Source organism: Rhizobium sp. WYCCWR 11152, from assembly GCF_013087615.1.
In the GTDB taxonomy this organism is placed as follows: Bacteria; Pseudomonadota; Alphaproteobacteria; order Rhizobiales; family Rhizobiaceae; genus Rhizobium; species Rhizobium indicum.
Map to the genome: position 1 here is coordinate 254,484 of NZ_JABFCP010000008.1, position 11,820 is coordinate 266,303.

Genomic DNA, 11,820 nt, shown 5'->3' on the forward strand with positions numbered 1-11,820 from the left:
GCGGTGCCACTTGCTCCCCCTTCTACCCAGCGGGGAGAAGATGCCCGTAGGGCAGATGAGGGGGTGAGCGGCGAAGCCGCGAATGCGCTGAGCGCAAGCGAAGGGCAATGAATGGCGTGCCGTGAGGTCCCCTCATCCGACCCCTCGGGCCACCTTCTCCCCGCTGGGGAGAAGAGAAGAGGGAGTTTGCCGCACCGTATCCCGGCCCTTCGCTTGGGCTCAGGGCGTTCGACGCTGCGATCGATTCACTGGATCGATCGCTTCCGCCTTGCGGGACCGCGCCTCACCCGCCAGTGACACTCATATGTCTCGCCACCGCCGGACGATTATGGGTGCGGTCGATGATGAAGTCGTGGCCTTTGGGTTTGCGGGTGATGGCCTCGTCGATGGCGGCGTGGAGGAGGGCGTCGTCTTCGGTGGCGCGGAGTGCGGCGCGGAGATCGGCGGCGTCGTTCTGGCCGAGGCACATGTAGACCGTGCCGGTGCAGGTGAGGCGGACGCGGTTGCAGCTTTCGCAGAAATTATGGGTCATCGGCGTGATGAAGCCGAGGCGGCCGCCGGTTTCTTCGACCCTGACATAACGCGCCGGGCCGCCGGTCTGGTAATCGATGTCAGCAAGGGTGAACTGGTCTTCGAGGTCGGCGCGCAGTTTCGAGAGCGGTAGATACTGGTCGGTGCGGTCTTCTTCGATCTCGCCCATCGGCATGGTTTCGATGACGGTGAGATCCATGCCGCGGCCATGGGCGAAGCGCAGCAGCTCCGGCATCTCGGCATCGTTGAAATCCTTCAGCGCCACGGCGTTGAGCTTGATCTTCAACCCGGCTTTCTGAGCCGCGTCGATGCCTTCCATGACTTTGGCGAAGTCGCCCCAGCGGGTGATCTTGCGGAACTTGTCCGGGTTGAGCGTATCGAGTGAAACATTGATGCGGCGCACGCCGCAATCATAAAGCTCCTCGGCATGGCGGGAAAGCTGCGAGCCATTGGTCGTCAGCGTCAGCTCGTCGAGGCCGGAACCGATCTTCTGGCCGAGCTGGCGCACCAGATACATGATGTTCTTGCGCACCAAAGGCTCGCCGCCGGTCAGCCTGATCTTGCTGACACCCTTGGCGATGAAGGCGGAACAGAGCCGGTCGAGCTCTTCCAGCGTCAAGAGATCCTTCTTCGGCAGGAAGGTCATATTCTCCGCCATGCAATAGGTGCAGCGGAAATCGCAGCGGTCCGTGACGGAGACACGTAGATAGGTGACCGCCCGCCCGAAGGGGTCGATCATCGGGTGTGTATCCGCCACCAGCGGCGATGCATTGCCTATCGTTCCGACTCTGGTGTTCACCTGTATCTCCGTACTCTCATCAATGTGGGCATATGCTATTGTCGCGTCAAGGGAAACAGCCGCGCGAGCATGCCAATTTCAGCTTGCGCTGAAAAAGATCAACGCCTACTCCTCGCATGAGAAGAGGACAAAATGATGAGCGATATCTGGCCGAGCGAACTTCGCGTTTCGAAAGACAGGCAGCGGCTGGCGGTGACTTTCAACGACGGCCAGAGCTTCGACCTGTCGGCCGAGCTCTTGCGTGTGCTGTCGCCCTCGGCCGAGGTGCAAGGCCATGGGCCCGGGCAGAAGGTGACGGTGCCCGGCAAACGCAATGTTGCGATCATCTCGATGATGCCGACCGGCAATTACGCGGTCCGGATCGGCTTCGACGACATGCACGATACCGGCATCTACACCTGGACCTATCTGCGCGAGCTCGGCGAACGGGGCACGGAGCTGTTTTCGGCCTACGAGAACGAGCTCAGCGAAAAGGGCATGAACCGCGATACGGCGGAGAAGCCGCGCTGACGCTCACGAGAGCGCCGCTATCACTTTCAAGAGACCCACAATTCCAGCCATCGGGGGGCCATATGGCGAAAACGAACGGAAAGAACTGGCTGCGCGCCAAGGGCAGCGCCAGCAGCAACAAGGTGACCTTCCTCGAACTGTTCTTCGACCTGGTCTTCGTCTTTTCGATCTCGCAGCTCTCGCATGCGCTCGCCGCCCACTACACGCCGCTCGGTGCCGCCGAAGCGGCGCTGATGACCTTCGCCGTCTGGTGGGTGTGGATCTTCACCGCCTGGGTGACGAACTGGCTCGATCCGGACAAGATGCCGGTGCGTGGCATGCTGGTGGCGCTGATGATGCTCGGGCTGCTGCTGTCTGCCTCCATTCCCGAGGCTTTCGGCGACAAGGGGCTGCTGTTTGCCGGCGCCTATGTGGCGATGCAGGTCGGGCGCTCGCTGTTTACGACCTATGCGATGACGCGCGTCGACCGCGCCAATACGCTGAATTTCGTCCGCATCACCGCCTGGCTCGTGGCTGCAGGGGTCTTCTGGATTGTCGGCGGGCTGCTCGAGCATGAAGCCCGGCTGATCGCCTGGGTGATAGCGCTTGCGATCGAATATGCCGGGCCGGCCGCGGGCTTTGCCGTGCCGGGGCTCGGCCGCTCGACGGCACGGGACTGGGACGTTTCCGGCGCGCACATGGCGGAGCGCTGTGCACTCTTCGTCATCATCTGCCTCGGCGAAGCGATCCTCGTGTCCGGCCGCACCTTTGCGGAGCTGCCGTTCTCAGGACTGACCAGCGTCGTCTTCGTCACCGCCTTCATCGGCACGGTCGCCATGTGGTGGCTCTATTTCCGCTTCGGACACGGACGCGCCGCCCACCGCATCGAGCATGAAGAGACGCCGGGCAGCCTGGCGCGGCAGGCCTTCACCTATGGGCATATCCCTATCCTCGCCGGCATCATCGTCCATGCCGTCGCGGTCGAGTTCATGTTCTCGCATCCACACGAAACCGGTGATCTCGGCATCGCTGCGGCGGTCCTCGGCGGCTCCGGCCTGTTTTTGATCGGCAATCTCTGGTTCAAGGGCGCGACCAGCGGGCGGATGCCACTCTCGCATCTCGCCGGCCTGGTGTTTTTGATCCTGCTTGCCTTTGTCGCGCCCTTCATCGAGGTCTATCTGATGGGCATTCTGGCGACGCTGGTGCTGATCGTCGTCGCCGCTTGGGAATACCGCTCGCTGACGGGTACGGAGGCGGCGCCGACGCTGCATTGAACATCAGTCCTCGTCGCGCAGATCTTTCAGCAGCATGGTGATGATCCGCTCCATCGAATCGGCGGTCGCCATGCATTGCTCTATCGGCTCGTCCGACAGCACGCGATCGATGAGGCCGGTCTGGATGGCCATGGCTTCCTCACTCAGCTTTCGACCCTCTGGCGTCAAATAGAGGCGCAGCACACGCTTGTCGCGTTCGTCATCGCGGCGAAGGATTAGACCGCGCTTTTCCATCTGCGGCAGCAGCATGCTCATATTGGAGCGGCCGACCAGCAGCTTGCGCGCCAGTTCCTGCTGCGAGATGCCTTCGAAACGATAGAGATTGACCAGGATATCGAGGTGCGGCGGCTTGATGTCGAGATCGGCAAGCGAGCGGGCCAGGGATTGTTGCATGAGCTGGCAGGCGCGAGCCACCGCGATCCAGCTGCGAAAACGCGGATGATCCCAGGGAAGGGATTGATTTTTGTTCATCGTTGTACTTTATTGTTCAGTGTTGAACAGTATTTTGGAATGCCACTATGGCAAACTTTGCGCTTAACGTCACCCGCCTCGGGTTTTCGCTGCTGCAGACGGTTTCTCCTGATCTGGCGGCCAGAGCGGCGTTCCAGCTGTTCTGCCGGACGCCGTCAGCAAGACCCAAGGGCACAAAGTCGAAGCTGGCGCATGCGGCGGGTGCGGCCCGGCTTGCCGGCGCCGAACGCTTTACCCTCCGGCTTGCCGGCGGGCGCCAAGCGCATGCCTATCGGCTGAACGGCGGGGCGAGGGGCAAACGCAAGCGCTATCTGGTGACGCATGGCTGGGGATCGAGCGCGACATATATGGCCGAACTCATCTCGATGCTTGCGGCAACGGGCGCGGAGGTCGTGGCGCTCGATTTTCCCGGCCACGGCCGTTCCGGCGGGCGCTTCCTGCATATGGGGCTTGCGGTCGAGACGATCGCAGCGGCCGAGGCGCGCTTCGGCGCATTCGATGCGGCGATCGGCCATTCCTTTGGCGGCGCGGCGTTGATGGTCTCGGCGGCGGGCCTGCTGCCCAGCGTTGCGCCTGTTGGCGGCGACCGCCTAGTGCTGATCGGCGCGCCGAGCGAGATGGGCTGGCTGTTTACCGATTTCGGCCGGATGGTCGGTCTTCGCCCTGCGGCGCAAGCCACACTGGAGAATGAGGTCCATCGCGTCACCGGCCGGAGACTTGAGGATTTCGACGCCGGCGCGGCGGCGGGCGTCATCGGCCGGCCGGTGCTCGTCATCCATGCCGAGGAAGACAAGGAGGTGTCGTCTCTCCATGCCAGGCGCTATGGCGCGGCGGGGAAGGGCGTTCGGCTGTTCTGGGCGAACGGCTTCGGCCACCGGCGCATCATCGGCGCCGCACCGGTTCTTGCCGCGATCGCGGCGTTTCTCGACGGCGATCGGGGCGTGGGTGAAGTGCCTGATGAAAGCATCAAAAAAGATGCGGAGATCATTCCGTTTTTTGAGCTTCCGGCAAGGCGCGCGGCATTGTAGCGTCCGTCGCGAAGATCAAGCCGCGGCGGGACGCCTCATGAAAATCATCAGCAGCATCGAAGAGCTCAATACGATTTATGGCGCCGGCCTGTCGCCGGCCTCCGTCACCAAGGTGACGAAGCAATTGACACCCCTCTATCGTGAGATGATCGAGATCTCACCGTTTGCGGCGCTTGCGACCGTCGGGCCGGAAGGGCTCGACTGTTCGCCGCGCGGCGATCTTGGCGGCGTGGTGCGCGTCGCCGACGACGAGACGCTGCATCTGCCGGATTGGCGCGGCAACAACCGCGTTGATTCGCTCTCCAACATCGTGCGCGATCCGCGCCTGGCGCTGATGTTCCTGATCCCCGGCTCGAACACGACGATGCGCATCAACGGCCGCGGTATCGTCTCCGACGACGAGGCGCTGCTTTCGAGCTTCGAGATGGACGGCAAACATCCGCGTACCGTCGTCGTCATTTCGATCGACGAGGTCTATTTCCAATGCGCGCGTGCCGTGATGCGGGCCGAACTCTGGAACGGAGAACACTTCGCCGATCCGGCGAAGCTGCCGACGCCGGGACAGATGCTGAAGGCTGCGGTGGGTGATTTCGACCAGGAGACCTATGACCGGGAATGGCCGGGCAGGGCGGCGAAGACGATGTGGTAGGGTGTGGTGTCGAGAAGCGGACACCCACCTCTCTTCCCTCATTCCTGTGCTTGTCACAGGAATCCAGTGCGCCCAAGTCCTTGGGTGCGGAAGACATTTTCACGGTCGCAGAGAGTTATTCACCGCGCAGACGCGCGGTGGCTGGATTCCTGTGACAGGCACAGGAATGAGGGAGCAAGCGGCTACCTCGTCCGTTCCCTCGGACTCCTGGCGGAGCCATCGGCGTGAACCGAACAACAGTCTAAGCCGTCACCTTGTGGTGACAGCGTGCGCACGGCGACCGATTACCCTCACGTCTTATAGATCAGCCAGCTCTTGGTGAAATCCTTCTGCATGCCGTCCTGATAGAGGATGGTGCAGTTGCGGCCGGCATTCTTGGCGCCGTAAAGGGCGATGTCGGTCTTGCTATAGAGTTCGCCGGCATCCCCGGCGCTGGAGGCCATGCAGATGCCGATCGAGACGGTGACCGGACCGTAATTCACCCGCGTACGGGAATTTTTGAAGGGCGTCGTCTCCAGCGTGCGACGAATGCGCTCGGCGATCGCGGTCACTTCCTCGGGCGTGTTGCCATCGATGATGAGGGCGAACTCCTCGCCGCCGGTGCGGGCAACGAAGATGTCACGGCGGACATTGCTGCGGATGACGGAGGCGACTGTGGCGAGCACCTTGTCACCGACCGGATGGCCGTAGGTGTCGTTGATCTTCTTGAAATTGTCGATGTCGCAGAGCAGCAGCGCCGTCACCGGCCGCATGCTCGAATTGTCGAAAATGGCGGCGAGGCGGTCGTCGAAGGCGCGGCGGTTGGAAAGGCGCGTCAGCGAGTCGGTGTTGGCGATGCGCTTGTATTCGTCGAGTTCCTTGCGGACCTGATCCATCTCCTGCGAGCGCTGGACGACGTCCTCGACGGTGCGTTCGCCATGCGCCATGGTGTCGCCGGTCGCCTGGCTCAGGAGATCGATAGCGTTTTCGATCAGTTCGACACTGGCATTGCTCTTGGAGGTGATACGCTTGTGGGTCTCGCCGAGCAGTCTGGTATAGCTTTCGAGCGAACTCTGCTCCTGCCTGAGAATGCGCAGCAGGCCATCGAGCTCGCCTGATATGCGCGTATGGGCATCATCGAAGACACGGGCCGGGCTGTGGGTGAAGTGCTGCGCGCCGAGCGCATCGAGTTCGGCCTGGGTCACTTGGCCGCCGAGGGCCGCAAGCTCGCGGGTCAGGGCTGGATTAGAGCCGATATAGGCCTCGTAGAAGAGTTGGTAATTGCGCGGTATCGGCGCGACGCCCATAGAGCGCATGGCATAGGTGATCTGACCCGCAACGTCGGGAACCGGCACCTTGGGCGCGACAGCCGTATTCATCCGGCGAACTCCTCATATATTCAAAGGCAATATTCTATTTGTTAGCTTAAATTTCTTGGGAAAAGATTAAAGCGATATATACCAAAGATTACATACGACAAATGCCCCATGGGGTAATACTTCGATCAGACCTATGATTCTCCATGGAAAAACGTATATTTACTGAGGCAGTGCATACTCGCTGAGCGGGTACAGTGTCTGAAAAACTTACAGTTCTTCTCTGCTGGAGACCGTATTCATCTTGTCGACAGTTGGTTTTGGCCGTTTCGTATTGCAGTCTCGACATTTTGGGGATCGTATTTTCTGCAACGGACCCGATCTTGGCCCACAAATCAGGGCGTGAGACCATGGAAACCTCCCGTCATATTTCTTTCGCCATCCTGACCTTCACCGTCCTTGCCGCCGGCGTCTTGCTGCTGGAGCACACCGGCTTCTTCGCCGGCGCTTTCCGCACGGAGATCCTGGCAAGGGTCGATGCTGGGGCTGTGGTGAGCGTGGGCGAGGTGGTCACGGCGCGGAACATCAGCGCGTCGGATAAGGCGTCGGCACGGTAGAGCAGGCGCAGCCTGCCCCATCACCCCAAATTCAGTTCCTGGAAGAAATCATTGCCCTTGTCGTCGATGACAATAAAGGCGGGGAAGTTTTCGACTTCGATCTTCCAGACCGCTTCCATGCCGAGCTCGGGATATTCGAATACTTCAACCTTGCGGATACAGTCCTGGGCAAGACGGGCGGCGGGGCCGCCGATCGAGCCGAGATAGAAGCCGCCGTGCTTCTTGCAGGCCTCGCGCACGGCGCGCGAGCGGTTGCCCTTGGCGAGCATCACCATCGAGCCGCCGAAGGACTGGAACTGGTCGACGTAACTATCCATGCGCCCGGCCGTCGTCGGGCCGAAGGAGCCGGAGGCGTAGCCGGCAGGCGTCTTGGCGGGGCCGGCATAGTAGACCGGGTGGTTCTTCAGGTAATCGGGCATGCCTTCGCCCTTTTCCAGCCGTTCGCGGATCTTGGCATGGGCGAGGTCGCGGGCAACGATGATGGTGCCGGTCAAGGACAGGCGGGTCTTGACGGGATGCCTGGAGAGTTCGGCGAGCACCTCGGCCATTGGCCGGTTGAGATCAATGCGCACCGTCGATTCCGACAGTTTCGCCTCGTCGATTTCGGGCATGTATTTCGACGGATCGGTTTCGAGCTGCTCGACGAAAATGCCGTCGCGGGTAATGCGGCCCTTGGCCTGACGGTCGGCGGAACAAGAGACGCCGAGGCCGATCGGCAGCGAGGCGCCGTGGCGGGGCAGGCGGATGACACGCACGTCATGACAGAAATACTTGCCGCCGAACTGGGCGCCGACGCCCATCTGCTGGGTCAGTTTGTGGATTTCCTTCTCCATCTCGATGTCGCGAAAAGCGTGGCCGCTCTCGGAACCTTCGGTCGGCAGTTCGTCGAGATAGCGGGTGGAGGCGAGCTTGACGGTTTTCAGGTTCATCTCGGCCGAGGTGCCGCCGATGACGATCGCCAGATGGTAGGGAGGACAGGCTGCCGTCCCTAACGTCAAGATCTTCTCCTTAAGGAAGTCGATCATTCGGTCGTGGGTCAAGAGCGAGGGCGTGCCCTGGTAGAGGAAGGTCTTGTTGGCCGAGCCGCCGCCCTTGGCGACGAAGAGGAACTCGTAGGCGTCGGTGCCTTCCTCGTAGATGTCGATCTGGGCCGGCAGGTTGTTTCTGGTATTCTTCTCCTCGAACATTTTGACCGGCGCGAGCTGCGAATAACGCAGGTTCTTCTTCTCGTAGGCGTCCATGACGCCGCGGGCCAGCGCTGCACTATCCTCGCCCTCGGTCCAGACCCTGCGGCCTTTCTTGCCCATGATGATCGCCGTGCCGGTATCCTGGCACATGGGCAGCACGCCGCCGGCGGCGATATTGGCGTTCTTCAAGAGATCGTAGGCGACGAAACGGTCATTGTCGGTCGCTTCGGGATCGTCGAGGATCGAGGCGAGCTGTTTCAGGTGGCCGGGACGCAGCAGGTGGTTGATGTCGGCAAAGGCGGTTTCGGCCAGCAGGCGGATCCCCTCCGGCTCGACGGTCAGGATCTCCTGGCCCTTGAACGTGTCGACCGAGACATGGTCGCCGCTGAGCTTGCGATAGGGGGTGGTATCCTTGCCGAGGGGGAAGAGATCGTCAGCCATCGAAGTGACCTTTCTGGTAGGGCGTCGCTAGATTGGAACCGGTCTAAATCCGCCGCGGGGCAAAAGCAATCAGGATGCGGCGGACTCTGGAGTGGGCGGCCATGTCGTGTCGCGTTTTGCAGTCGGCACGTCACACACGGTAAGCGAGTGAAAGTAAAGGGGAAGTCGACATTTTTCGCGAAGCAGACGACTTCAGGTTGCCTTCCGGTCGAGGCCAGTTCATATTCCCGGCAGCGTTAACTTGCCGGGGCTTCCAATGACAAATGCAAAGCCAACTGCTGTCGACGACCTTCTCGTTTTTTTCGAAGACAATTGGATCCGTGGGGATCTGCTGCGCCTCGCCAGTGATCCCGAGGGAGCGGACATGTATGCTCGCTTCGTCAATGGCGTGCGTATCGACGCCAAACATGGGCCTGACCATGAAACGATCATCAAGGGCGAGTACGGAACCTTCAGAGTGAAGCCGGACGGCCACTTCGAATATGAGCTGGACTACACGCTCGACGTCGTGAAGAATTTAGGGAAATACGATCAGCTCATCGAGACGCTGAGCTACAAGATGTCCGATGGCTCAGGGGGCACGGACCTCGGCGTGCTGACCCTTGCGATCGACGGCGTCGACGTAGGCGAAAAATACCACGAAGTCCTGGATTTCGACGATATGGGCGTCACCTCGAGGGCGGATAATTTCTCTCTGCCTGACTACCGCAACTTTGCACTTTCGGTGAACGGCAGCCACGACCTGACGCTTCTGAACGGGCATGTCTATGATACCATCCCGGGCGTCGACGCCATCACCGAGGACGGTTTCAGCGATACGGTCCTATTTCCAGGTTCCGCGCCCGTAAGCTTGAAAATGCTCGATGGCGGGGAGTTCACCTTTCAGAGCGTTTCGATTGCCGAATTGTCGGCAGCGCCCTTTCACCTGACGCTCACCGCCCTGAACGATGGCCAGATCGTCTATCAGCAGGAGCTTGAAGTCACCGGCCCCACTCTCGAGGTCAATCTCGAAGACATTGAAGAAATCCGTTTCGATTTCATGGGCAATTCCGTCGTGATGGACAATTTTTCGCTGTTTGCCTTGCTATAGGCCGGAGGGAGTCGAGGCGTTGCGGCATATCCCCTTCTCCCCCCGAGCGGGGGTCCGAAGGACGGGTCGAGACCTGTGGCTCGACCCCGGTTGGTGGCGGCAGCCGGATGAGGGGCTGCGGCCTATGCGACCTTCTTACTTCGGCCCGATCATCGTTTCCGGGCGCACGATCTCGTCGTACTCTTCCGATGTCACCAGGCCGCTGGCGAGGGCCTCGTCCTTCAGCGTCGTGCCGTTCTTGTGCGCCGTCTTGGCGATCTTGGCGGCGGCGTCGTATCCGATCTTCGGGGCAAGCACGGTGACCAGCATCAGCGAGCGTTCGAGGCCGGCCTTGATGTTGTCTTCGCGGGCCTCGATGCCGACGACGCAATTGTCGGTGAAGGAGACGGCGGCGTCGGCGAGCAGCTGCACCGACTGCAGGAAATTATAGGCCATCATCGGATTGTAGACGTTGAGCTCGAAATGGCCCTGGCTATCGGCGAAGGTGAGGGCTGCGTTGTTGCCGAAGATGTGGATGCAGACCTGCGTCATCGCCTCGCACTGGGTCGGGTTGACCTTGCCGGGCATGATCGAGGAGCCGGGCTCGTTTTCCGGCAGCGCCAGTTCGCCGAGGCCGGACCGCGGGCCGGAGCCGAGCAGGCGAATGTCGTTGGCGATCTTGAAGAGGGCGGCAGCGGCGGCATTAATGGCGCCGTGGGAAAAGACCATGCTGTCATGCGAGGCGAGTGCCTCGAACTTGTTCGGCGCGGTGACGAAGGGCATGCCTGTGATGGCAGCGATCTCTTCGGCGACCTTTTCGGCAAAACCCACCGGCGCATTGAGGCCGGTGCCGACGGCAGTGCCGCCCTGGGCGAGCTCGCAAAGGCCGGGCAGGGTCATTTCGATGCGCTTGATGGCGGAGCCGACCTGGGCCGCGTAACCCGAAAATTCCTGGCCGAGGGTCAGCGGCGTCGCATCCTGGGTGTGGGTGCGGCCGATCTTGATGATGTGGCTGAATTCGGTGACCTTCATGTCAAGCGCGGCATGCAGGTGCTTGAGGGCCGGGAGCAGGTGATGGGCGATCTGCTCGGCGCAGGCGATGTGCATGGCCGTCGGATAGGTGTCGTTCGACGACTGACTCATGTTGACGTGATCGTTCGGATGCACCGGCTTCTTGGAACCCATGACGCCGCCGAGCATTTCTATCGCACGATTGGAGATCACCTCGTTGGCATTCATATTGGACTGCGTGCCTGAACCGGTCTGCCAGACGACCAGTGGAAAGTGGTCGTTCAGCTTGCCGTCGATCACCTCCTGGGCGGCGTCGACGATCGCTTTGCCGAGGGCAGGATCGAGCTGGTCGAGCGACATGTTGGCGCGGGCGGCGGCCTGCTTGACGATGCCGAGCGCACGCACGATCGACAGCGGCTGCTTTTCCCAGCCGATCTTGAAATTGCCGAGCGAACGCTCGGCCTGGGCGCCCCAATATCGGTCGGCGACGACCTCGATCGGGCCAAAAGTATCGGTTTCGGTGCGGGTTGCGGTCATCGGCCTTGCCTTCCCTTTACATGCTGTTTTCGGGCATTTTCGAAAGATGAGGTCTTATAGGTTGGAAAGTCCGACAAGAAAACTGGACGCCGCGCGAAATATTGAAATCGCCAGTCATGTTTGCGCTGGCTTTTCGGCGTGCCTTTTAAGCCACTTTGGAAATTTTATGCGTCCGGGCGTTTTCGCCGGACTGGTCTGGCGGCGAAAATTCGGTAAAAAATTAACTAATAATTTCATAATTTTGTGTGAACTGCTGGCCGGCGCCGTGCAGGATCTCCGTCACACAAAATTGAGTCTGCCGGCGCTGGCGGCGCAGGCCGGTTTCTGATCAATGAGGCCCTACGCTGCTTGAGTTTCGCGGGATTTGAGCTTGAGCCTTGCGCTCGTGACAAGAACAGCATGACACCGGGACTGGAAGATAT

General features: G+C 60.9%; 12 protein-coding genes. 7 read left to right on the plus strand and 5 right to left on the minus strand.

Annotated elements, in window-relative coordinates; all coding sequences use genetic code 11:
* Positions 1-283: 283 nt before the first annotated feature.
* Positions 284-1,330: a GTP 3',8-cyclase MoaA gene (gene moaA / locus G9X67_RS11115; protein WP_138329237.1), complete on the minus strand. Its 1,047-nt coding sequence runs from the start codon at positions 1,328-1,330 to the stop codon at positions 284-286.
* Between the two features lie 135 nt (positions 1,331-1,465).
* Between moaA and G9X67_RS11120 the strand changes: the two genes are divergently transcribed.
* Together G9X67_RS11120 and G9X67_RS11125 are read left to right on the plus strand one after the other, a co-directional pair.
* Positions 1,466-1,840, plus strand: coding sequence for a DUF971 domain-containing protein (locus tag G9X67_RS11120; protein ID WP_138329238.1), 375 nt, complete (start codon positions 1,466-1,468; stop codon positions 1,838-1,840).
* Positions 1,841-1,902: 62 nt separating this feature from the next.
* On the plus strand, positions 1,903-3,093 hold the full coding sequence (locus tag G9X67_RS11125) for a low temperature requirement protein A (protein WP_138329239.1): 1,191 nt from the start codon (positions 1,903-1,905) through the stop codon (positions 3,091-3,093).
* 3 nt (positions 3,094-3,096) lie between these two features.
* Here G9X67_RS11125 and G9X67_RS11130 read toward each other — a convergent pair whose 3' ends face one another.
* Positions 3,097-3,564 carry a MarR family transcriptional regulator gene (locus G9X67_RS11130; RefSeq protein ID WP_025394811.1) on the minus strand — a complete coding sequence of 156 codons (468 nt, stop codon included), beginning with the start codon at positions 3,562-3,564 and terminating at the stop codon, positions 3,097-3,099.
* Positions 3,565-3,611: 47 nt separating this feature from the next.
* Between G9X67_RS11130 and G9X67_RS11135 the strand changes: the two genes are divergently transcribed.
* Entirely contained in the window at positions 3,612-4,592 is a 981-nt protein-coding gene (locus G9X67_RS11135; protein ID WP_171598696.1) for an alpha/beta fold hydrolase, read from the plus strand.
* A gap of 37 nt (positions 4,593-4,629) precedes the next feature.
* Positions 4,630-5,241, plus strand: a complete 612-nt coding sequence (locus G9X67_RS11140) for a pyridoxamine 5'-phosphate oxidase family protein (RefSeq protein ID WP_138329241.1) — start codon at positions 4,630-4,632, stop codon at positions 5,239-5,241.
* Between the two features lie 290 nt (positions 5,242-5,531).
* Here the strand turns inward: G9X67_RS11140 and G9X67_RS11145 are convergent, their stop codons facing one another.
* Positions 5,532-6,599 (minus strand): GGDEF domain-containing protein, encoded by a 1,068-nt coding sequence (locus G9X67_RS11145; protein WP_003540258.1) that lies wholly within the window; start codon positions 6,597-6,599, stop codon positions 5,532-5,534.
* A gap of 347 nt (positions 6,600-6,946) precedes the next feature.
* On the opposite strand from G9X67_RS11145, the gene G9X67_RS11150 reads away from it, so the two are divergent.
* Positions 6,947-7,153, plus strand: a complete 207-nt coding sequence (locus tag G9X67_RS11150) for a hypothetical protein (RefSeq protein ID WP_138329242.1) — start codon at positions 6,947-6,949, stop codon at positions 7,151-7,153.
* A 20-nt stretch (positions 7,154-7,173) separates the two neighbouring features.
* Here G9X67_RS11150 and G9X67_RS11155 read toward each other — a convergent pair whose 3' ends face one another.
* Complete coding sequence (locus G9X67_RS11155) at positions 7,174-8,781, minus strand: fumarate hydratase (RefSeq protein WP_171598697.1); 1,608 nt, start codon at positions 8,779-8,781, stop codon at positions 7,174-7,176.
* A gap of 256 nt (positions 8,782-9,037) precedes the next feature.
* Between G9X67_RS11155 and G9X67_RS11160 the strand changes: the two genes are divergently transcribed.
* Positions 9,038-9,871 (plus strand): VCBS domain-containing protein, encoded by an 834-nt coding sequence (locus G9X67_RS11160; protein ID WP_171598698.1) that lies wholly within the window; start codon positions 9,038-9,040, stop codon positions 9,869-9,871.
* Between the two features lie 135 nt (positions 9,872-10,006).
* Here the strand turns inward: G9X67_RS11160 and fumC are convergent, their stop codons facing one another.
* On the minus strand, positions 10,007-11,398 hold the full coding sequence (gene fumC, locus G9X67_RS11165) for a class II fumarate hydratase (protein ID WP_171598699.1): 1,392 nt from the start codon (positions 11,396-11,398) through the stop codon (positions 10,007-10,009).
* A 61-nt stretch (positions 11,399-11,459) separates the two neighbouring features.
* Here fumC and G9X67_RS11170 point away from each other — a divergent pair, with 61 nt between their 5' ends.
* The gene (locus G9X67_RS11170; RefSeq protein WP_171598594.1) at positions 11,460-11,726 is read left to right on the plus strand and encodes a hypothetical protein; all 267 of its coding nucleotides are present in this window, start codon (positions 11,460-11,462) and stop codon (positions 11,724-11,726) included.
* Positions 11,727-11,820: the final 94 nt, after the last annotated feature.

Bases quoted from the DNA above. Each gene is read 5' to 3' on its own strand.
- G9X67_RS11120 (WP_138329238.1), top strand. From the start codon at position 1,466: ATGAGCGATATCTGGCCGAGCGAACTTCGCGTTTCGAAAGACAGGCAG.
- G9X67_RS11125 (WP_138329239.1), top strand. From the start codon at position 1,903: ATGGCGAAAACGAACGGAAAGAACTGGCTGCGCGCCAAGGGCAGCGCC.
- G9X67_RS11130 (WP_025394811.1), bottom strand. From the start codon at position 3,564: ATGAACAAAAATCAATCCCTTCCCTGGGATCATCCGCGTTTTCGCAGC.
- G9X67_RS11135 (WP_171598696.1), top strand. From the start codon at position 3,612: ATGGCAAACTTTGCGCTTAACGTCACCCGCCTCGGGTTTTCGCTGCTG.
- G9X67_RS11140 (WP_138329241.1), top strand. From the start codon at position 4,630: ATGAAAATCATCAGCAGCATCGAAGAGCTCAATACGATTTATGGCGCC.
- G9X67_RS11145 (WP_003540258.1), bottom strand. From the start codon at position 6,599: ATGAATACGGCTGTCGCGCCCAAGGTGCCGGTTCCCGACGTTGCGGGT.
- G9X67_RS11150 (WP_138329242.1), top strand. From the start codon at position 6,947: ATGGAAACCTCCCGTCATATTTCTTTCGCCATCCTGACCTTCACCGTC.
- G9X67_RS11155 (WP_171598697.1), bottom strand. From the start codon at position 8,781: ATGGCTGACGATCTCTTCCCCCTCGGCAAGGATACCACCCCCTATCGC.
- G9X67_RS11160 (WP_171598698.1), top strand. From the start codon at position 9,038: ATGACAAATGCAAAGCCAACTGCTGTCGACGACCTTCTCGTTTTTTTC.
- fumC (WP_171598699.1), bottom strand. From the start codon at position 11,398: ATGACCGCAACCCGCACCGAAACCGATACTTTTGGCCCGATCGAGGTC.